The organism is Halobacteriovorax sp. HLS, from assembly GCF_004006665.1.
Classification (GTDB): Bacteria; Bdellovibrionota; Bacteriovoracia; order Bacteriovoracales; family Bacteriovoracaceae; genus Halobacteriovorax.
This window is the reverse complement of record NZ_QOCL01000009.1, coordinates 114,540-134,786: the sequence shown is the minus strand read 5'-3', so window position 1 is coordinate 134,786 and position 20,247 is coordinate 114,540. Positions and strand designations below refer to the sequence as shown.

Here is a 20,247-nt window from a genome sequence, read left to right as displayed (position 1 = left end):
TGTATGGACTATTTATAGGCAAAGATATTTCGAGTGTCTTTTTGTTCTATGAACAGATTTAGTGGATTTCTGTCAAAAGCACTCCGTTTTGACAGAATGTCTTAAAAAGTGTCAAAGCTTTATCGTATTTGTAGTAGCTTAGAGTTCGAAGAAGTGCTTCTTTTTTGGAATTGTAAATGGATCGTATAAATCATTTTCAATAATTGGCTTATATTTTCTAGAAATATCAGAAACTTTTTCACACTGTTCAGTAAGATTAAAGTTTCTAAGCTCGCCGATTGTTCCTCCATCTGGAAGAGACGATGAGTCTGAATCCTTAGTGCATGCTGATATTTGAGAAACCTGACTTTTAAATCTATTTTGCGTCTTATTACAAGCATTATTACCAGGCCTAAGGGCAGCCCAATATGTATTACTTGTAAAAAGTCTACCTCTTCTACTAGAGTACTTACTAAGTATCTGACCTTTTAAGATACGTAGACCACATTTAATATTCAAATGAGGGTCAAACATTCCACCATCATTTTCTCGACCCAGAACTACCTTTCCACTCTTTTTAAAGCTCTTTGTTTCACAACCATAACTATTTCGACCATTATTAGGATCAATCTGAAGTAGCCCATAAGAATCATCAATGGCACTCTTTTGCTTTGGTTCTTGAAAGTAGGTTTTCTCTTTAAAACCACTTTCTGCATGGGCCATTGAAGAGATAAGTAGAATATAGAATTTCTTTTTATCTTTTTCTTCCATCTCATTAAAGTTAGGACAATTTAATTTTTCAAGATCATCCTTATTAATTTCCATATCTAACATTCTCTTAAACTTAGGTTCATTTAATGTATCTAAAGCAGTTTTAGACCAAGAAGGGTCCCAAGGCCTAGAGCTATCCGCAATCTTAGGAAGGTCTGAATAATCTGTTTCACCATCACTATAAATAGGACAACTTTTAGGAGATGAAACAACTTGATCATCTATCCATTGATTAACTTTTGAGGAGCTTGGAATTGTTTCACTAGCAAGCCCCCCACCTGTTCCAAAAGCAGACAAAGGGGCCATTGAACCAGCTCCTTGCTTACATGATATAGAGACAAGTGAAAGTAATAAGAAACATAAAATATTGGTCTTAAAATTCATAAGTTATTATAAGCTTGTCATGGAGCTGAACCAAGATAAAAGCAAATTTTATATACTTTCAATTACTTAAACAGTTTTACTATATATAAAGTGCCAAAAAAAGCCTCATTTAAAGAGCGACAATACTATCCAGAAATTTCCAAGTCATCTCTCTTGCTTGCTCTACAACAGCTGCAATCTTTGTATGGTGTGGAACTTTTCTATTACCTAGTTCAACAGCAATAGCTGAACCACCATTGTGCTCATAGTAGAAATCTGCACTAGAGCCTTTTGCCACATAGATAACTCTAGAGATAGGACCAGACTTATACCTATTTTCTTTTGCCATATCTTTGGTTAATAAATTGAAATGTTCATGATCAGAAGAATTAATTAAGTCTCTCGTATATCCCCATGGAAACATCACCATTTTTCCGTAAGCATGAAAATCAATACTCCCTTTAAAATCTTTTTCTTTATAAAATTTCATGAGCGAATCAATACTCTTTACAGGAGTAGATCTATTCGGGTTTCCAGGCCAAGGATACTGGCGATTAGGATCAATACCTCCAGCATATCTTGATCTTCTTGTAAAACCTTCGGGATTAACGACAAAAATAAAATAAGTTTCAGATTCATCTACAATCCTAGTTAGCCTATCATCCTTCCCATAAGACTCTAGTAACATCCTGCTAAGACTTAAGAGAACTTCTACGGTAATGAGCTCATCGCCGTGAGTAGCACTCGTTAGCATGCTCTTTTTTACTTTATTAGACTTTTTTGCGTCCTTAGTAATTTTTAAAGCAAAAAGAGGAAGTCCATTTTTAGAAGTTCCATAGTGCTCAATTTTAGCCAGCGTAGGGAAAGATTGTTCTAACTCTTTTGCGATAGATTGAACCTCCTCAAAAGAGTGATAGCCTTGAATTTTTTGACTCTTGTTCTTAAGTTCCTTATTAATATCTTCGCTAATTAATTTAGCAAGAGGGGCCATTCGATTAAACTTGTCCGTTTTCGAATCTAGAACATAGACGATGAAATCTTTTTCTCTATTTTCAACAATTTCAAAACTAGTGGCAATTTCGGAAATTTTGCTATTAGATTTAGAGACTGAAAAGCTCTTAATAGTTTCAGCATTTGCAACGAGAGTAATGAGAGATAGTACCAATACCAGAGATATTTTCATAAGTTCTTCCTTGAACAATTAATTAATAGTTAATTCTACAAATTCATCTCAAATATGACTAATAAATATATCTATTCCTTACTTACATTTAATAATATCCGAGCTATTTAATTTAAAAAATGTTCAATCTAAACTCATTGCATTTCTGTGTATTCCTTATATATTTACTTTATTCATTTACTAAAGAGCCTCTATGAAAAGAATTATTTCAACCTATTCTCACTTACCTGATATTTTATGGGAACATTCACAGCTTCGAAAGTTTCACCACCCTTCACTAATAAAATTTAATGACCCTTTAGCTAAGACCTTGAGTCCAAAGCTTTCAAGCCTTGAGAATTCAAAACTAGCAAGTATTTTCTCAGGACAAGAACTTTTAGATAACTCAAAACCAATTTCTCTTGCCTACGCTGGTCATCAATTTGGCCACTTCGTACCTCAATTAGGAGACGGAAGAGCAACCCTTATCGCAGAAATAAAGAATGATAACGATGAGCATTATGATATTCAGTTAAAAGGTAGTGGAAGAACTTTTTATTCTAGAGGCGGTGATGGCCTTTGTGGAATTGGTCCGGCCATACGAGAATATATCTTGAGCGAGGCCATGTACGCCTTAAATATTCCTACAACAAGGGCCCTGGCGATTGTAAAAACAGGAGAAGAAATTCTTAGAGACCAATATCAGCCAGGGGCAGTAATCACAAGGGTTGCCAAAGGCCATATTAGAGTTGGAACATTTGAGTTCCTCGCATCGAGAAAGCTAACCAGTGAGCTAAAGGAGCTTGCTGATTATTGCATTAGTAGATTTTATCCTGATCTTGAAAATAAAGACCAAAAATATCTAGAACTTTTTAGAGCAATATCAGAAAATAAACTCACTCTTGTTGCTAAATGGATGAGTATTGGATTCATTCATGGCGTAATGAATACTGATAATACTTCTATCACAGGTGAGACAATCGATTACGGTCCATGCGCATTTATGGACCAGTTTGAACACGACAAAGTCTTCAGTTCAATTGATAGAAATTCAAGATATGCCTACAATAATCAAGGACAGATCGCTCAGTGGAATCTCTCCTCTCTAGCGAATTGCTTTATTCCACTTATTAATGATCAGGAGTCTGTTGCCGTAGAGCTTCTACGCAAGGAGCTTGAAAGAAACTCTCGATTCTTCGATCAAGTATGGATTAAGACCATGGGAAATAAGTTAGGAATTCTAAACCCATTAGCCAGTGATTTAGAACTAATAAATGAGTACCTCGTCTATCTTGAGAAAAATCAGCTCGATTTTACAAATAGTTTTAGAACACTATCAGAGAAAATTAATGAACAAGGATCTTTCTATTCAAAGTGGTCTAAAAGAATACTTGATCAAGGAAAGTCATCACAAGAAATCAAAGACTATATGAATGCGATAAACCCATTTATCATAGCAAGAAATCATCAAGTGCAAAATATTATCGACCACGCTCTAGAGGGTGATTTCACTCCAATGCATGATTTAATTCAAGCTCTTCAATCTCCCTATAAAACAGATGAATTACTACTCAAGTACACTCACCTTCCAACAGAAGATGAGATAGTACATCAAACCTTTTGTGGAACTTGAAAGAGATAAGTGCTCAGAGGCTTGATAAAACTAATCTAAGTATCTGAAACAATTATAATCTAAAATATTTGAAAGCTTCATATGTCTTATTTAGACAAAAATTAACAAAACTCTTACTACCGTCTAACACTATAAATATGTCAATTTGCTACTATTGAGTAAGAGGAGGAGTAATGAAAAAGATAAGTTTTACATTTTTATTGGTATTCTTATCGAATGATGTAATTGCCAAGAAGCTCAGACACTCTAGGGATATAACTTTAGATTACAATATCCGTGAAGTTGTAAGAAGAATCCTTGACGTTGAAAGTACTTGCCAGGAATCTTGTAAGTATCATATGCCTGCCGTCAAGGAAGTCAAAATACTTCGACATGAGAAGTCTGAGCCTAATAGTTTCTATATTTGGACTCATATTCAAAGTACAATTGACTCCAAGTACTTTTCTAAAATTAGCTATGTAAAGAATGAAGACGAAATCATCATAACTCAAAAACAAGTTCCAAAAGACAAGGCTAAACAGTTAGAAAAGTCATCGGGCCTAAAGAGTAAACCTCTTTTTGATAGAGTTAAGTCAAAATATAGATTACATCCCAGAGGCGAGAGAACTTTTGTCATGTATGATGTTGAGTTAGAGTATTCTGGGATCTTTTTAAACCTTGCTTCTAAGAAGATAAAAAATGGAACTCTTGAATCGATGAATAAAACTCTAAAGAATCTTTCATTTGTTAGTGAAACAAATAAGACTTTCAAATGAGGTTATCCTAAAATATAATTTCTTAAAGGAAATTATTAATGAGTACTATGATTGAAAGATTGATTGAAACAATTGAAAAAGATATTCAAGACATTGAGTCTAACTCGAAGCTAGAAAAGAAAATTATTAGAAAAGAATGTAGCCTTTTAAAACAGAGGATAATCTCTTTAAAAAAGTTTAAACCAAAAGAGATAATAATTAACGACTTCGAAATGAGAATTGAAAAGATTCTACAAAGTTCCTAACAAAGCTGTTTAAAACTAACATTAACTCTTGCTTCATCTGAACTTAAGTACATAGTATTATCTTCAATCATACAATCTATGCTCATGTTCCTTTTAGCAAGGTCCTCAAGTAGATTTTCTTCATCAACAGAGATTTGAATAATACTTAGTTTATCTAGTTGTAAAAACTCTTTCTCAAACTTTCGAAACCATTCATCAGTTTTATTCTTATGATAAGTGAAAACATTAACTCGACTTGATTTTCCACATGCTTGTCTAACTCTCTTAATATCGGGAAGTCCAAGCTCTATCCACTCTAAGATTTCCCCTGTTGGTGAGATATGCCACATTTCAGGTTCTTCAGTACTACTTAAACCTTTAGTAAAACTAATATCAAAATTAGAGCTATAGAGGAAAGCACATAGCCTATACATCATTCGAAGCTCCCCTTCTGAAGGATGTTTAGCAAGAGTTAGCGATGTACTATCATAAAAATGTGTATTCAAATTAGAGATATTAACATTCGCTTTAAATATAGACGCACCTAAGGCCATTGTTGTCCTATGTTAAAGAAAGTTAAGATTGAACCTAAGAGTATTGAGATACTAACTAAATATACTGTACTAAGCTTAGGCACTTTCCAAGTTAAAATTAATGTGACAAGAAAAATGATCAATGCTCCTGGGTGAAGAAAAGAAATCCTCCCAAGAGGATAAAGAGCAAATGCCATAAGACCCATTGAAGCAGCATTTACACCATCTAATAGTAATGAAAATTTTAGCGAGTCTCTAAGTTTTGGTATATAAGGGTTTAAGAAATAAACAAAGACAAATGAAGGTAGAAAGATTCCTACTGTCGCAACCAAAGCTCCAGTACTATTTCCAAGTAAATACCCTATAAATGTTGAGGTAGAAAGAACGGGTCCCGGAGTAAACTGTCCTATGGCAATTGCATCCGCAATTTCAGAGTTTGTTAACCATCCCCTATTTTCAACGAGCTCTTTTTGCAAGTAAGTAATAAGAACATATCCTGAGCCAAATAAAATCGCTCCAATTTTAGTAAATATATAGAAAATACTTAGAAGTGGAAAACTTTTAACACGAGTGTCTCCTTTGTAAAGACCTAGGATAAGCCCAATGCTTCCTCCAACGAGTAGAGAAATAAATTCATTCACACCAATAAAGCAAAGAGCAAATGTGATAAGTGTAACAAACGCTAGAGAGTAGTTCTTAATCGCTTTTGGAGCGAGTTTCTTCAATGCTTGAAAAATTAAAATTAAAACAACAGGCTTAACCCCAATCATATAGTCACTAAAATTTGGGATTTTAACAGCTTCAGTATAAAGGTAGGCCAATAAACCAGATAAGATACAGGCCGGAAGAATAAAGCTCACACCGGCCAACACAAGGCCTCTTAGACCTCCTCTATGATGACCACAGTGAAGAACCATCTCTGTTGAATTCGGGCCAGGAATAAGCGCAGTGGCCCCCATTAGATCTAAAAAATGTGACTCATCCATCCACTTTCTTTTAACTACGACTTCTTTGTGTACTATTGCAATATGTGCAGCAGGTCCGCCAAATGCGACAAGACCTAAACGAAAGAATAATGAACCAATCTCTTTTAGATTACCTACTGAACTCATGAGTTTCTACTTTCTCTCTCTTCTGTAGGTTATTAATACACCTTTTTTAAGAGATAGATTTCCTTTACGGTAATCAATAATCCCCATTCTCATCATACTCTTTAGCGCATGAGAAAAATCTTGGTCTTCAAGAGCAAACTCTTTATGTTGTCCCCACATTCCTTTTAGATCTTTTTTAAGCTTTTCCTCTTTAAGTCTAAACTTTCCCTGGTTTCTCAGGTGATAGAGTATGAACGCCTCTTCTTGATCTATCTCTAAACCTAATGCCCAAAAAATAGTGTATAAAGCTTGAACGCCAATAGGAAGCCTCTTGTCTTTAGTAATATCGTTAGATATCTTTTCAAATCCAGGAAAAAATAAATCTAACTTAAATAGGACATTATCGTGATCCGCATACGTACTCGTTTGAGTATCTTTACTCACTTTAATACAATCATTTAAAAGTCTTGTTAATTTATCTTTTCTAGCAATATCAATTTTCTCTACAATTTCTTCAATAATTTCTTGCATTTTAATACCTCTTTCTAGAAGAACTTTTCTTATTCTTCGTCCCCGGTCTTCTCTCTGAGCGACCAGGCTTTTTACGATCTTTTCGACTTGATGATGAGCTCGTATTAATTGTCTCAATATCACTCAGGTTATTATACCGTCTAATTTCTTTGTTAAATTTCCACACAAACATTAACTTCATGAACTGATCATGATCGAGGTCTTTAAATTTTTCTTCAAAGAATTTATAAGAATCCTCAGTTTTAAACTCGTCACCTTTACTTTGAATGGCAGAGAGAATTTGCTCTGCTGCTTCTATCTCGCTGAGCACCAAATTCTCTTTTAAGACTTCAACACTTGGCAATTTTTCAAGAGAAATTCGTTTCTTAATATGTCTTTCAAGATTTTCAATGTCAAAAGTCGCCTTAGGACCAACGATAGTATATGCAACACCTTTCATTCCAGCTCTACCAGTACGTCCTATTCTATGCACGTAACTTTCATTATCTCTTGGAAGGCCATAATTAAAGACATGAGTTAAGTTATTTATATCAATTCCACGAGCAGCAACATCAGTGCATACGAGAATCGTCGCTCTTTTTTTCTTGAAGTTATTCATGGCGAGATCCCTTTCAGGTTGTCCCATATCTCCATTTAAAACTTCAACGTCATGACCACGCTTCTTTAAATCGTCTCCAACTTCTCTTGTTTCTATCTTTGTACGACAGAATACAATGGCGTATACTTTTGCTGATGCACTATCAATAAGCCTAGAGAGGGCCTCTTTAAAATGCTTTTCACGAACAATAAAATACTTTTGCTCGATATCATCATTACTAATAGACTGGGTTTCAATTTTAACTACAGTAGGCTCATTAAAGCTATTATTGATCAACTTAACAATTGGTTTGGGCATAGTCGCAGAAAACATGAGCAGCTGACGCTTTTGTTTAAACTTAGTCATAATAAGTTCAACATCTTCAAAGAATCCCATATTTAGCATTTCATCTGCTTCATCTAGAATAAGAAAATTGGCCTTATTTAAATGCAAAACACCTTTCTTTATCAAGTCAATTACCCTTCCAGGCGTACCTACAACAACTTGAGGTTTAACTTTTCTCATATCACGAATTTGGGCCTCATAGGGCGTTCCACCATAAACACATAGAGATTTTAAGTCTAAATACTTAGCAAGTTTAACAATTTCGCTTTCAACTTGTTGAGCAAGCTCTCTAGTTGGAGTAAGAATAAGTGCCTGAACATTAGTATTGGTATAATCAAGCTTTTGCAGAAGTGGTATTGCAAAAGCAATAGTCTTTCCTGTGCCTGTTTGGGCCTGTCCAACAAAATCTTTTGTTGTTTTCAAAAGAATGGGAATGGACTTCTTTTGGATTTCAGTGGGAGTTGAAAACCCTAGCTCGTTAATAGACTTCATCAACGCATCAATAAGTTTCAAATTAGAAAATGAATTCTCTTCAGTCACATGGTCTCCCTATAGGTTTTCTTTTAAAAATAACAGTTTATACTCCTATTGAGTCTCAATTTGAATTTATTACACAATTATTTAGCATATTTATGTAATTTACTAAAAATTAAGTAAATTTAAGAACCTACACCAATAAATAGAAGCTACAATTGAGTCGTCACACTCACACTTAGCAGGAGAAATGAGTGTTCTACGAGTTAGAAATATATCAATACCTCATCATCTTTGTTGGTGTATTCTTTGCGGGACTAGTTGATTCTATTGCTGGAGGTGGAGGACTTATAACCATTCCACTCTATATTTCAGTAGGTCTACCAGAATCGTTAATCCTAGGAACCAACAAGAGTGTTTCATCTATTGGCACATTCAGCTCCATCACACGATTCATACGAAATAAAGCGATAAAGTGGAAAGAGGGCTCAATTGCCATAGTGTTCTCTTTAACAGGTGCATTTATTGGTGCAAGAGCGAGTAAAGTTCTCTCTAGTGAGTATATGATCTATATCCTCATCGTAGTTCTTCCTCTACTTTTATTTCTAGGTAAGAAGATCAACTTTAATAGAGACGAAGTCAGTGAGAAACTGAATAACTTTCAATTATTTTTTAGATCAGCCTTAACAGGTTTATGTATAGGATTCTATGATGGATTCTTTGGTCCAGGGACAGGTACTTTTTTAATTATTGCCCTTTTTCTTTTCTTAAGAATGAATGCACTAAATGCCAACGCAACTGCGAGAGTATTGAATTTCACATCCAATATAGCTTCATTTATTTACTTTGCCTCCGCAGGAAGTATTGCTTGGAAAGTAACACTGATCGGTGCGATTGGTAGTATATTAGGAAACTGGATAGGTAGCGGTCTTATTTTAACTAGAAGTAAAGACGTAATAAAACCCGTTTTCAACTTTGTACTACTCATCCTATTTATAAAGTGTATTCACACTCTATATACAACTTAAGTAAGTACAACTCATTAAATATAAAGCTGACTTGCCATAAATAAACTTAAAGCAATCATTAGTGCGCCACTCACCTTTGTGAAATAATTTAAATATTTATTTCTAATTACTTCCTGAAATCTATCAATGAGCTTGATCAGAAAAACGAACCAAAGAACTGAACCTATTGCCAATCCAAGAGAAACTAAGAAAATATTTAATCGTCCCATTTCAAAGAGTTCAAAGCTTTTTACAGTTGCTCCAAGGGCCGTCATTGTCACGACCAGAGTGGGATTAGAAGTGTAAATAACGACTCCCAAAAGAAAACCTGCGGCAAGACCATTGGGACTTTCTTTTTCAGTCTTTCTTTCTATTTGGGTTACCTTCGATGTGAGTTCTTTAATTCCTAGACAGAATATTAAAATAATTCCAAAAACCTTTAGCCAAAATACTAATTGTTCACCAAAGGTGATAAAAGAGAGCCCAGACAAGATAAAAAAGAAGTAGAGAAAGTCCATAAGAGAACCACCCACAGCAATAGACAAGGCCCTAGCGGCACTATGCTTTAAATGAGTGTTAATTACCCATACATTTATAGGACCAATAGGAATGCACATAAGAAAACCTATTATGATTCCTGTCACTAGAGCAATCATTTACAGACCAAAGCGAGAGATTCTCTTTTCATTTTACAGATAACTTTTACACTGACAAAGAATCCTCTATTCTTCTGAGTCAAAATCAAAGTAGTCCATAAACTCTTCATCGTCTTCTTGGTATTCATTATTTAGAAATCCAATATTATAGAGTGCATCACCTGACATAATCAGGGATGATTTACTAGTACCAAGAATAACACCATCATTATCCATTCTAATATAAGTAATTAACTCTCCCGTGATTTTTCTAAGTTCACCAATGATATCACCTTTTTTGGCAACTTTTCCATGATGTGCCTTATTAATTAAAAGACCACCCTCTTTGGCCCTTAGCCATTTTGTCTTATTGATAATCACTTTATCTTTATTGAATTCTTTCTTCGTCTTGATCATTTGAAGATGAGCAAGAGTACTCTTAACTAAATTAACACCATACTTCGTAATAGTTTCATCAAACCTTAAGCCTTCTCCACCTTCAAAAACAATACAGGCCTTTCCAGTACTTTCAATGGCCTCTCTCAGTGATCCGTCCTTAAGAGAGCTATTCACCACGAGAGGAACGCTGATATTGTCCACCAGGTCTTGTACAATTTTATTACTTAAATCACAGCGTATTTGAGGGATATTAAAACGCCCAGGAGGACCTGAGTGAAGATCAATAAAAACATCGCCATACTTTGTGATATTCTGGAAAATAAAGTGAGCAAATCTTGAACCAAAACTTCCTTTTGGAAGCCCCGGAAAGCACCTATTTAAATCTTTTCTATCTGGAAGGTATCTTAGTTTATTTAAGAATCCATAAATATTAACCACAGGGATTATAATTAGAGTTCCTTTTTGAATTTTCAACTTACCTTTAATTAAAGATTGAGCAATACGAAGCCCATTAATTTCATCACCATGCACACACGCAGTAACAACAACACACGGAGAAATTTCTTTAGTTGCTCGATGAACATAGAGTGGAGCCGTTACTTTTTGTAATCCGTAAAATGATGGAAAGTCTACTTGATCAACAGAAGTTTTCCCAATTTCATAATTATCTAAGTCTATATTTAAAATATTTTCTTTCATTTCTTTTCCTCAGTTTCTTTGTTTGTGAAACACAATTACGCCTTTATTTTTCTAAGAAAAATAAATGTAATATCATCATTTTTTAGCCAACGTTCTGGATCTTGCTCAATACAAAGATCAACCAATCCTTGAAAAGACTTATCAAAAGAACCTCTTCCAACTATCTCAGTGAGATCTTCATGACTTATATTATCAAAGAGACCATCTGAACCGATAAGTATCGTATGCCCTTTTTTAATAGGCACGCCGGAAGTACTTTCAATTCTTATAAATTCATCTCCCATCAAATTATTAACAAGGTATCGATCAGGATCATCTAAAGAGTCAGTCTGTGAAGTTATTCCTGCCCTAACTTTTAACCCTGAATTAGAATGTGGAGTTGAAGTAAAAATTTCATTCCCATGACCATTCCAATATATGATCTCTGAATCTCCAACTGTATAGAATCTAATTAAGTCTTCTTTTATAGCAGCAAAGGCCAAAGTTGATTTCGCCCCTACCTTTAAATCAATAATTTTCTTATTAAGGTCATCAATATGATAAACATGATCTGTTCTATCAGTAGAAATTAATTCATTACCAATCAAAAATGCGGCATCTCTCCCTCTTGGGTGTCCACCCGCTCCATCAGCAACACCAAAAATAAGTTCTTGCTCATTCTTTTGGATAAAGAGGGTATCTTCATTTTCTTGAAAAGTTTTTTCTTTATTTCTAGAAATAAAGAAACCAATTCTATAACCATCAATATCTTGGAATGAATAATGATACTCATGTTCATCATGTAAGAATATTTGTTGCTTACTATCTAACTGCATCTGACCAATCCATTAGCTCTAAGTGATACCTTAGATCTGATATTGTTTTAAATCTATTTAGAATGATACTTCTTTTAAGGCCACAGATTATATACTTCAATGAAGGTGATAAGTTCTTATAGTACTTCGCCCCTCCGAGAATATCGTAGAAGATTCGAATTATTTTAACTATATCCTCATCTCTATTATCCTTCTTTGAGTCTCCCCAATGATGCAGGTCGATAATTTTTAGATCAAACTCAAGGCCAAACCTTTTAATAATGATATTATCCACATGAAGGTCACCATGATACTCCCCTTCTAAGTGAATAGACTCAACCCCAAGAACTATTGAATACAATAAGTGAATTGATGGAAAAATCCCTAGCTTCTTTAATTTCTGCTTCTCGATAAAGGTACCTAGAAGCTCCCCTTCAATAAATTCGCAAGCAAGACAAGCAACTTTCTGCCCCTTCATTCTAATCACATCATGAGAGAAGTAATCCATTACAATAGGACTCTCTCTTAACTTATCAAGTTTATTAGCATTTCGAGTACTTATCTTGAAATTCTTATTTCTATGAGGAAAGAATATTTTAAGGGCCCTGACTTTATTTGTTAAAAGTTCAGAAACCTTATAGACTTCACCTTCAACCCCTGCCCCAAGTAGCTCTAAAACCGTATAACGATTAGCTAAAACTCTTCCTTTTTCTAACGAAAAACTCTCAATTTTAGAAACCATTAACCCCTCCTGAAAAAACTATGCTGAAAGCTAGAATATATCTATTAGAGTGGTACTCCAACAAAAAAAGAGAATGAAGTTAAAATAAAAATAGATGGGCCTAGACCATCGAATAGGAGCTTTCCTGATTTCAGCCTAGGCGCTTGAGCTTAGTAGCTAGAGTCTTTCGATCCGCAATGAGGCATATATGGTGCATAAGGATTATTCACCTTAGCGTTCTTATCAGAGTCTTGGATCCACTTCTTTTTAACCATTGGGCAAGAGTAGGCATTGTACTTACCTCCAATATCATAAGAATTAACCACATGGATTAGGGCCATCGAAACAAGATGGTAATTATCATTATTGTCTTTTCTTTTTGCATCGGCCGTAATCATATCTATCTTTGTTGTAGCAAATTTTAATATTTTTGATATCTCGTCATTCTTAATTTCAACAATGGCCATCTTTAATGCCTTAGCATTCTTATCAATCTCGGATGGATTATATTTAAAAAATGAGGCATGTAAATTTTCATTAATTTCTAAGACTTTGATGACACTCTTTTTTGTACTTTCATCTAAGGCCTTTCTAGTGATCTTAGTCTTTGATTCTTTCATTTTAGAATGATCGTGATCTTCCATTGCCAATAATGAAAAGTTCAACCCAACTAGGATTGCGAGGATAGAAAGTGGTTTAATTTGCATATTGTTCTCCTTTAATTGATTGTATTTTCTTTAATTCAAAATATGAAAAGACTATTGGTACTATAAACAAAGTTACTAATTCTACAAGCATTCCCCCTAAAGTAGGTATGGCCATCGGTTTCATGACCTCACTTCCAGTACTAGTTGACCACATTATTGGCAAAAGGGCGACAATAGTAGTTGTTGTAGTCATAACTAGAGGACGAATTCTCCTAGACCCTGCTTCTATAATACATTCCTTAAGCTCGCTCCAGTTTGTAGGAGTATTAGATTTAACGGCCTGTTGCAAATAGGTCATCATTACAACGCCGTCATCTACAGCGATACCAAACAGAGCGATAAAGCCTACCCAAACAGCAACCGAAGTATTAAATCCTCCAACCCAAAGAAGTATTAGTCCCCCTGAAAAAGCAATTGGGACGGCACTAAAGATGATTGCAGAGTTTCTAAGATTCTTAATACCTAAGAATATTAAAAATAAGTTAATTAATAGCGCAATTGGTACAAGGACCATCAAGCGATTATTTGAGCGAACTTGATTTTCATATTGTCCGGCCCAAACAATCGAGTAACCTGGCGGAAGTTCAATTTTCTTATTAATAACCTGCTTCGCTTCTTCAACAAACCCTATTAAGTCTCTTCCTTTTACATTTAAAAGAACTAAAGACCTAAGCATCCCATTTTCAGATGCAATAGCGGCTGGCCCTGTAACAATTTTAACTTTTGCTAATTGCTCTAGTGGTATATGCTGACCCAATGGACTAGGGACAAGAACTTTTTTAAGTTCATCTACTCTATCTCGAAGCTCTTTTTTATAACGAACTCGAATAGGATATCTTTCGCGACCTTCATAAAATTGTCCAATAGTCATTCCACCCACAGCGGTTTGAAGTATCTTATTTATTGTCCCTGTATTAATTGCATAACGACTAGCAGATACGCGATCAATATCGAATTCAATATATGGCTTTCCTGTTATTTGCTCTGCGAATACTCCATAGGCACCATCTACAGACTCAACTTCTCTACCTACTTCAGCGGCCAGCTTCTCTAGTATCTTTAAATCTTTACCAAAGATCTTTATTCCGATCTGAGTTTTTATGCCAGTTGAGATCATTGAAATTCTATTTTCAATTGGAAAGAGCCATGCATTTACAAGTCCCGGAACTTGAAGTTTTTGGTCTAACTCTTCCATAATGTCATTAATGGAAGTTCCACTTGGCCACTCATCTTCAGGAATTAACTTTACGACTGTTTCAAACATTGCAATAGGTGCTGGGTCAATTGCTGAATCGGCCCTACCGAGCTTGCCAATTGCATCTTTCACTAACGGATGTTTCTTTAACTCTTTATCCGTATAGGCAAGTAACTCTCGCGCTTTAGTCATACTTACATCAGGAGTTGTCACAGGCATATAAAGTATTTCCCCCTCATTTAGAGACGGCATAAACTCCTTTCCCAACTGTGTATAAGAAAAGATTCCTAAAGAGAGAATAATGGTAGGAAAGATGAAGAATAATCTCTTATGATCTAATAAGAAATTCAGAGCAATCTTATACCTACTAACAATCACTCTACTAACTGTATTTTTCTCAATCGGCTTGAGATTACCATTTAAAAAGAACACAGAAAGTGCAGGAACAAGAATAATTGCAACGATAACAGAGCCAAACATCGCTAAAGTCTTGGCCCATGCCAGAGGACCGAAGAGCTTACCTTCACTTCCCTCTAGGGCAAAGACTGGTAAGAAGGTTACTATTGTAGTGGCAACGGCAGTAAGGATAGCTGGGCCTACCTCCCTTGCTGAATGAATAATTATATTAATTCTCTGTGATTTACTTAGATTGCTTTTTTGAGCTAGGTTAGAATAGACATTCTCAGTCATGATAATACCCATATCAACCATTGATCCAATAGCAATAACAAGACCTGACAAACTCATTACATTTGAATCAATCCCAAGAATCTTCATTAAGATAAAGCTTATTCCAACACCAAAAGGAAGAGTCAAAGAGACAAGAATTGAAGACTTAAAATGAAGAAGAAAAAGAAGGATCACAATAATTGTAATAATAATTTCTTCAGAAAGTGCTTTATAGACAGTACCAATAGTTCTCTCTATGACTTCAGTTCTATCGTAAAAAGAAACGAGCTTGACCCCACTAGGTAAACCCTGTCTGACAACTTCTAATTGTTTCTTTACCTTATCAATAACTTCCTTTGGATTCTCTCCAAAGCGCATAGTAACAACGCCGCCAACAGACTCTACACCATTCTTATCTAGGGCACCTCTTCTAAAACTTGGTCCTAACCCAACTGTTGCAACATCTTTGACACGAATGGCAGACTTATTCTTTACTGCAATTACGACATTTTCTATATCCTCTAAGCTCTTAAAAAATCCCTTCCCACGAACTATATACTCTCTATCACCTTCTTCAACTACCTCTGCCCCAACATCAATATTACTATTTTGAATAGAGCTAATTAACTTTGAGAAGTGAATGTCATAGGCAAATAATCGCTTTGGATCAACATCAATTTGGTATTCTTTAATGAAGCCACCAATTCCGGCCACCTCACTTACACCTTCAACACTTTGAAGCAAGTACTTTACATAGAAGTCTTGAATTGTTCTAAGCTCGGATAGAGATTTAGGATTTTTAGACTCTGGATCATTTTCCAATGTATACCAGTAAATTTGTCCCAGCCCTGTTGCGTCTGGTCCCATATTGGGAACAACTCCTTCAGGTAAAGAAGCTTTTGCAGTAGTGAGTTTTTCAAGAACTCTAGATCTACTCCAATAAAAATCAATATCATCTTTAAAAATAACGTAAATAATCGAAAATCCAAAAGCAGAAGTTCCTCTTATATTCTTTACACCGGGAACTCCTTGCATAAGGACACTAAGAGGATATGTAACCTGCTCTTCAATATCTTTAGGAGATCTACCTGGCCAATCAGTGAAAATGATTTGCTGATTTTCTCCAATATCAGGAATGGCATCTATACGAGCAGTCTTAAGACTGAATACTGAAAATAGAGCAATGAGTATGAAAGAAAATACAACAATGGCTCTATTTCGAATGGATAATTCTATTAGTTTTTGAATCATTCTAAATCCTAATTGCTTTTGGGAGAAGTCCCGCTATCTCTAATTGGATCTTCGTATCCACCAAAGAGTTGTGCTTGTGCATCAAGAAGAAAGTTTCCCTCAATGACAACTTCTTCACCTTCCATAAGTCCATGCTTAACTTCAACGTAACCTTCAGACTCATAGCCAGTTCTTATCACTTTCGCTACAAAACTTGACTTCGAAGTTTTCACCCAAACCACCTTTCTTTTTCCAGTATCTATAACTGCTGTGCGAGGAATAACCAAAGGAAGTCCTTTGACTTCAATATTTAAAACTGCATCAGCAATCATCCCGGGTTTTAAATTCCCAGCTTCATTCTTAATGGTGGATCTAATTTTTAGAGTTCTTGATTTATCATCTAAGACAGGACTGACAAAATCAATCACCCCTGAGACAGTTTCACCAGGTAGCGCATTAAAGCTGAGATCAACTTTCTGACCATTATGGACTAGTGCCGAATCTTGTTCATAGACATCCATCTCAACCCATACATCGGCTAAATCAGAGAGTTCAAAAAAGTTCTGACCTTCTTTAAAATACTTTCCTACAAAAGCATTTCTCTTTCTTACTATTCCTGTTGCATTAGAATAGATAGTAATCTCCCTTGGAACAGTATTTGTTTGCGCCCATTTCTCAAATTGTGAGGATTTCAGTCCCCACTGAAGGAGTCTTTCCTCAGATTGCTTAAGCATTTCTTTAAAATCTTTACTCTTATTCTTTTTAAAGCTCTTTTTTGCTAGTAAGTATTCTTCACCCGCAGTTATAAGTTTAGGACTGTAAAGAACAAGAACGGGGTCTCCTTTTCGGACAAGACTTCCTGTTGATTTAACAAAGACCTCTTCAACTCTCCCGCCTACTCGTGCAGGAATACTACTTTCCTTTTCCTCAGACTGTAAGACTGATCCTAAAACTCTAATCTTTTTATTCATCTTCATTGGAGTAACAGGAAAGAAGTCTGGAAAGAAGTGATTCATTTGGGCCTTACGTAACTTCACTTTAGCAATGATATCCTCAACCATAGGGGCCATATCTTCTGCGATCATCTCTGTTCCATCGATTGGACAAACTCCTGCCACTTCACTAGTGACATCAGGAAAATTAGCACAGCGATATAATTTCTTAAGAACGACTTCCTTTTGATGATCATGCTCACCCTGCTCTACTTCAACTTTAGTTAGATTCATATGACATATAGGACATTTCCCCGGTCCTTTCTCTTTGACTTGAGGATGCATAGAGCAAGTGTAATAGATTTCACTCTTAGCGCTTTTGTCTATTTCAACAGAAGTTGACGAGTCTTTAGAGCAAGAAAAGGAAATTAAAGATAGAAGTAAAATAGTTAGATGAATATATTTATTCATTAAGTGCTTCCCCTTGAATGTACATCAGATTTGTTTTCTCTATATCTTTCTTTGCTTCTAGCATCACTTTATAGAGCAAGATATTTTGTAATTGTAGCTCACTTTGCAAGAGCTCAACATAGGTCGCATTCCCATGACCATATGATTTAGAGGTTATGGCCCTAGAGTTAGTGGCGAAGACGATAGTCTTTGTATTTAAAATAGAAAGCTCTTTTTCAATCTTAGATATCTCTTTTTGTAATAGGTTACTCTCTCTAACTTTTAAACGTTTATAGTTATTGTACTTTCTTTCAACTGCATATTTTTCAAAGACTTCTTTATTTCTATTTGCGTATTTCTGATCAGAGAATGGTATTGGAAAAGTAATAGCGGCGCCAATAAAGTCTCCATTATTATCAATATTGGCCCTCTTCGTATAACCCACAGAGAATGTTAGATCAGGAATGAAGTTTTGCTTAGCAATCTTCACTCCTAAGTCCTTGGCCTTAACTTTTCCAAGTAAAGAAAGTTCTTTATAATCCTTTCTTTTTTTCCCCGATCTACTTAGAACACTCCAAGGAATACTCTTTCTATCTAACTCTTTGGGATCATCATTTATCAGATAGCTTATTCTTTCGGAGATCTGTTCTAATTCAAAATTCTTATTACTGATCTGTCTTTCAATTTCAGACTTTCTAATTTGAATATCAAGTAGTGACTGTTGTGAAACTTTTCCATTTACATAGAGCTTTTTACTGATACTAAGGATTTTTCCATTCCATGCAAGATTCTCATTCAAAATGAAGAGTTCCTCTTTTACTTTTCTTTCATTTATTAGAGTTTCCCAAAACATCCGTGACAACTCTTGAACTTTATCTTTTGCATCAAATTTTGTAGACCGCGCCAGATTTTCTATAGAGTCTCTAATATTTCCATATTTATTAGACATAGCAATTTTTTGACTAAATCCGAATTCAACTCCTGTCATAGGTGTCTGATCATTTTTAAGCGTATCAATAGGAAAGTTCTTGGCAGCAACTTTTAGCATAGGATCCCCCCAAGAGCTCTTCATTCGTGATTCAGAGTTTAGAGAATCGGAGAGATGTTCGAGCCCTTTGACTACTTCATGCTCTTGAATATTTTTAATGGCCTGTTCAAAACTAAGTCCAAAGGACTTTGACTGTATTAATAAGAATGTAACTACTAGGAAAAACTTCATTTTAAAATCTCTCTTGCTTGATTAATCCACTTTCTTACCGTCTCTACTTCAGACTTGCTTAGGGTGGAGCTAGAGTTAAAAATACGATACCTCAGAGGAGGCATTTCTGAAGAATCAAGGTTTCGCTCAATGGCCGATAAGTCATCTAACTTACTTCCATGTCCACGAAATGGATAATCCCCATCTAGAACCAAATGCCACTTAGCATCTTTAATATCCTTATCAATTAACTCTTTAATTAAGGGAAGATTATAGTAACTTGGATAAACTGTTTGAGAAGAGTGACAATCAAAACACGCTTTTTTAAAAATTGCTTTTACATTTTTGACATAGAGCTCATTAATAAGCTTATTCTTCTCTTTAGACTCGCTAGTTTTAATATCTGAAAGGTCATGCTCTACGCCACCATGAGCATAGAGATAGAAACTGCAAATATACATGAATAACAAACCAATAACTTTCACACGAACTCCTCATATATTTGCATTACGAAAGAAAGTCATCATTTGTGACAAAAAAACAGTCCAGCAACCTAACCTACTGAAATAACTAACAGTTATATTTAAATGTCACAAATAAAAGGTTTCTATCGTAAAGATTATATAATCGGATTGGAGACTCTGTGAAGACGAATAACGATTTCAAAAAATTTGTTACCCATGAAAAGGATAAGACTCCTAGAGAGTTAAAAGAAGACGTTTGTACACAGATCACGACCAAACTCAATCCTTCTCATGCCCTTATCTATTCTAAACTCCTCACTTCACAATTATTCTTTGGAGTTATATCACTTACTTTCTGTCCACAATTTGAATTGAGCTTAACGAATAACTATGATCTATTTCACTACTTTCACAGAACCTTTGGTGCTCATATTTGTATGATTTTATGTGGGGCAGTTTTCATGGGAGCCGGGGCCATACTTTCTAGCCTCTTGCTATCCATAACTGAGATAAAAAAAATATACCAATCGAGGTTTCTCTACTTCACTTCATTAACAGGTATCTTTATTAGTTTATTCTTTGTCTATGGAGTCGAGATTTATTTGAAAATGGCTTCACTATGGGCGATTGGTTCTATAGTGAGTGCTATCGTCATATTTAAAAGTGCAATAACTCTTAGAGATTCTCTAAGAGAGGTGCACTGATAAAT

20 protein-coding genes are annotated in these 20,247 nt (G+C 35.1%); 5 read left to right on the top strand and 15 right to left on the bottom strand.

Annotated elements, in window-relative coordinates:
* Positions 1 to 138: 138 nt before the first annotated feature.
* Both DPQ89_RS10195 and DPQ89_RS10190 read right to left on the bottom strand, forming a co-directional pair.
* Complete coding sequence (locus DPQ89_RS10195; RefSeq protein WP_127716834.1) at positions 139 to 1,134, bottom strand: hypothetical protein; 996 nt, start codon at positions 1,132 to 1,134, stop codon at positions 139 to 141.
* Positions 1,135 to 1,243: 109 nt separating this feature from the next.
* Positions 1,244 to 2,296, bottom strand: a complete 1,053-nt coding sequence (locus DPQ89_RS10190; protein ID WP_127716833.1) for a M14 family zinc carboxypeptidase — start codon at positions 2,294 to 2,296, stop codon at positions 1,244 to 1,246.
* Between the two features lie 193 nt (positions 2,297 to 2,489).
* Between DPQ89_RS10190 and DPQ89_RS10185 the strand changes: the two genes are divergently transcribed.
* From DPQ89_RS10185 to DPQ89_RS10175, 3 genes are all read left to right on the top strand, one after another.
* Positions 2,490 to 3,908: a YdiU family protein gene (locus tag DPQ89_RS10185; RefSeq protein WP_127716832.1), complete on the top strand. Its 1,419-nt coding sequence runs from the start codon at positions 2,490 to 2,492 to the stop codon at positions 3,906 to 3,908.
* 173 nt (positions 3,909 to 4,081) lie between these two features.
* Positions 4,082 to 4,663, top strand: coding sequence for a hypothetical protein (locus DPQ89_RS10180; RefSeq protein WP_127716831.1), 582 nt, complete (start codon positions 4,082 to 4,084; stop codon positions 4,661 to 4,663).
* 38 nt (positions 4,664 to 4,701) lie between these two features.
* Positions 4,702 to 4,908, top strand: a complete 207-nt coding sequence (locus DPQ89_RS10175) for a hypothetical protein (protein ID WP_127716830.1) — start codon at positions 4,702 to 4,704, stop codon at positions 4,906 to 4,908.
* Here DPQ89_RS10175 and DPQ89_RS10170 read toward each other — a convergent pair.
* Genes DPQ89_RS10170 through DPQ89_RS10155 form a run of 4 tightly spaced genes read right to left on the bottom strand, consistent with a single transcriptional unit; the run spans position 4,905 to position 8,504 of the window.
* Positions 4,905 to 5,441 carry a YaeQ family protein gene (locus DPQ89_RS10170; protein ID WP_127716829.1) on the bottom strand — a complete coding sequence of 179 codons (537 nt, stop codon included), beginning with the start codon at positions 5,439 to 5,441 and terminating at the stop codon, positions 4,905 to 4,907. The two genes, DPQ89_RS10175 and DPQ89_RS10170, sit on opposite strands and share 4 nt — an antisense overlap.
* Complete coding sequence (locus tag DPQ89_RS10165) at positions 5,432 to 6,532, bottom strand: chromate transporter (protein WP_127716828.1); 1,101 nt, start codon at positions 6,530 to 6,532, stop codon at positions 5,432 to 5,434. The genes DPQ89_RS10170 and DPQ89_RS10165 overlap by 10 nt, the downstream gene beginning before the upstream one ends.
* Positions 6,533 to 6,538: 6 nt before the next feature.
* On the bottom strand, positions 6,539 to 7,042 hold the full coding sequence (locus DPQ89_RS10160; protein WP_127716827.1) for a hypothetical protein: 504 nt from the start codon (positions 7,040 to 7,042) through the stop codon (positions 6,539 to 6,541).
* Position 7,043: 1 nt separating this feature from the next.
* Positions 7,044 to 8,504 carry a DEAD/DEAH box helicase gene (locus DPQ89_RS10155; RefSeq protein ID WP_127716826.1) on the bottom strand — a complete coding sequence of 487 codons (1,461 nt, stop codon included), beginning with the start codon at positions 8,502 to 8,504 and terminating at the stop codon, positions 7,044 to 7,046.
* 188 nt (positions 8,505 to 8,692) lie between these two features.
* Between DPQ89_RS10155 and DPQ89_RS10150 the strand changes: the two genes are divergently transcribed.
* The gene (locus DPQ89_RS10150; RefSeq protein ID WP_127716825.1) at positions 8,693 to 9,466 is read left to right on the top strand and encodes a TSUP family transporter; all 774 of its coding nucleotides are present in this window, start codon (positions 8,693 to 8,695) and stop codon (positions 9,464 to 9,466) included.
* A gap of 14 nt (positions 9,467 to 9,480) precedes the next feature.
* Here the strand turns inward: DPQ89_RS10150 and DPQ89_RS10145 are convergent, their stop codons facing one another.
* The 9 genes from DPQ89_RS10145 to DPQ89_RS10105 form a co-directional block, all read right to left on the bottom strand.
* A complete protein-coding gene (locus DPQ89_RS10145) occupies positions 9,481 to 10,101 on the bottom strand; it encodes a LysE family translocator (protein WP_127716824.1) in 621 nt (206 codons plus the stop codon).
* A gap of 66 nt (positions 10,102 to 10,167) precedes the next feature.
* Complete coding sequence (locus DPQ89_RS10140) at positions 10,168 to 11,178, bottom strand: succinylglutamate desuccinylase/aspartoacylase family protein (protein ID WP_127716823.1); 1,011 nt, start codon at positions 11,176 to 11,178, stop codon at positions 10,168 to 10,170.
* Positions 11,179 to 11,213: 35 nt separating this feature from the next.
* On the bottom strand, positions 11,214 to 11,993 hold the full coding sequence (locus DPQ89_RS10135; RefSeq protein WP_127716822.1) for a PP2C family serine/threonine-protein phosphatase: 780 nt from the start codon (positions 11,991 to 11,993) through the stop codon (positions 11,214 to 11,216).
* Positions 11,980 to 12,714, bottom strand: coding sequence for a protein kinase (locus tag DPQ89_RS10130; RefSeq protein WP_127716821.1), 735 nt, complete (start codon positions 12,712 to 12,714; stop codon positions 11,980 to 11,982). The genes DPQ89_RS10135 and DPQ89_RS10130 overlap by 14 nt, the downstream gene beginning before the upstream one ends.
* Positions 12,715 to 12,863: 149 nt before the next feature.
* Positions 12,864 to 13,400, bottom strand: a complete 537-nt coding sequence (locus DPQ89_RS10125) for a DUF3347 domain-containing protein (protein ID WP_127716820.1) — start codon at positions 13,398 to 13,400, stop codon at positions 12,864 to 12,866.
* On the bottom strand, positions 13,390 to 16,515 hold the full coding sequence (locus DPQ89_RS10120) for an efflux RND transporter permease subunit (protein ID WP_127716819.1): 3,126 nt from the start codon (positions 16,513 to 16,515) through the stop codon (positions 13,390 to 13,392). The genes DPQ89_RS10125 and DPQ89_RS10120 overlap by 11 nt, the downstream gene beginning before the upstream one ends.
* 8 nt (positions 16,516 to 16,523) lie before the next feature.
* Positions 16,524 to 17,897 carry an efflux RND transporter periplasmic adaptor subunit gene (locus DPQ89_RS10115; RefSeq protein WP_127716818.1) on the bottom strand — a complete coding sequence of 458 codons (1,374 nt, stop codon included), beginning with the start codon at positions 17,895 to 17,897 and terminating at the stop codon, positions 16,524 to 16,526.
* A complete protein-coding gene (locus DPQ89_RS10110) occupies positions 17,890 to 19,095 on the bottom strand; it encodes a TolC family protein (RefSeq protein ID WP_127716817.1) in 1,206 nt (401 codons plus the stop codon). Before DPQ89_RS10110 ends, DPQ89_RS10115 begins: the two co-directional genes overlap by 8 nt.
* Positions 19,092 to 19,559: a heme-binding domain-containing protein gene (locus DPQ89_RS10105; RefSeq protein ID WP_127716816.1), complete on the bottom strand. Its 468-nt coding sequence runs from the start codon at positions 19,557 to 19,559 to the stop codon at positions 19,092 to 19,094. Before DPQ89_RS10105 ends, DPQ89_RS10110 begins: the two co-directional genes overlap by 4 nt.
* 158 nt (positions 19,560 to 19,717) lie before the next feature.
* On the opposite strand from DPQ89_RS10105, the gene DPQ89_RS10100 reads away from it, so the two are divergent.
* Entirely contained in the window at positions 19,718 to 20,242 is a 525-nt protein-coding gene (locus DPQ89_RS10100) for a hypothetical protein (protein WP_127716815.1), read from the top strand.
* The last annotated feature ends 5 nt before the right edge of the window (positions 20,243 to 20,247 follow it).

Coding starts and splice junctions, on each gene's coding strand:
- DPQ89_RS10175 (WP_127716830.1), top strand. CDS start 4,702: ATGAGTACTATGATTGAAAGATTGATTGAAACAATTGAAAAAGATATT.
- DPQ89_RS10135 (WP_127716822.1), bottom strand. CDS start 11,993: ATGCAGTTAGATAGTAAGCAACAAATATTCTTACATGATGAACATGAG.
- DPQ89_RS10120 (WP_127716819.1), bottom strand. CDS start 16,515: ATGATTCAAAAACTAATAGAATTATCCATTCGAAATAGAGCCATTGTT.
- DPQ89_RS10195 (WP_127716834.1), bottom strand. CDS start 1,134: ATGAATTTTAAGACCAATATTTTATGTTTCTTATTACTTTCACTTGTC.
- DPQ89_RS10145 (WP_127716824.1), bottom strand. CDS start 10,101: ATGATTGCTCTAGTGACAGGAATCATAATAGGTTTTCTTATGTGCATT.
- DPQ89_RS10130 (WP_127716821.1), bottom strand. CDS start 12,714: ATGGTTTCTAAAATTGAGAGTTTTTCGTTAGAAAAAGGAAGAGTTTTA.
- DPQ89_RS10110 (WP_127716817.1), bottom strand. CDS start 19,095: ATGAAGTTTTTCCTAGTAGTTACATTCTTATTAATACAGTCAAAGTCC.
- DPQ89_RS10180 (WP_127716831.1), top strand. CDS start 4,082: ATGAAAAAGATAAGTTTTACATTTTTATTGGTATTCTTATCGAATGAT.
- DPQ89_RS10140 (WP_127716823.1), bottom strand. CDS start 11,178: ATGAAAGAAAATATTTTAAATATAGACTTAGATAATTATGAAATTGGG.
- DPQ89_RS10115 (WP_127716818.1), bottom strand. CDS start 17,897: ATGAATAAATATATTCATCTAACTATTTTACTTCTATCTTTAATTTCC.
- DPQ89_RS10190 (WP_127716833.1), bottom strand. CDS start 2,296: ATGAAAATATCTCTGGTATTGGTACTATCTCTCATTACTCTCGTTGCA.
- DPQ89_RS10165 (WP_127716828.1), bottom strand. CDS start 6,532: ATGAGTTCAGTAGGTAATCTAAAAGAGATTGGTTCATTATTCTTTCGT.
- DPQ89_RS10125 (WP_127716820.1), bottom strand. CDS start 13,400: ATGCAAATTAAACCACTTTCTATCCTCGCAATCCTAGTTGGGTTGAAC.
- DPQ89_RS10185 (WP_127716832.1), top strand. CDS start 2,490: ATGAAAAGAATTATTTCAACCTATTCTCACTTACCTGATATTTTATGG.
- DPQ89_RS10170 (WP_127716829.1), bottom strand. CDS start 5,441: ATGGCCTTAGGTGCGTCTATATTTAAAGCGAATGTTAATATCTCTAAT.
- DPQ89_RS10160 (WP_127716827.1), bottom strand. CDS start 7,042: ATGCAAGAAATTATTGAAGAAATTGTAGAGAAAATTGATATTGCTAGA.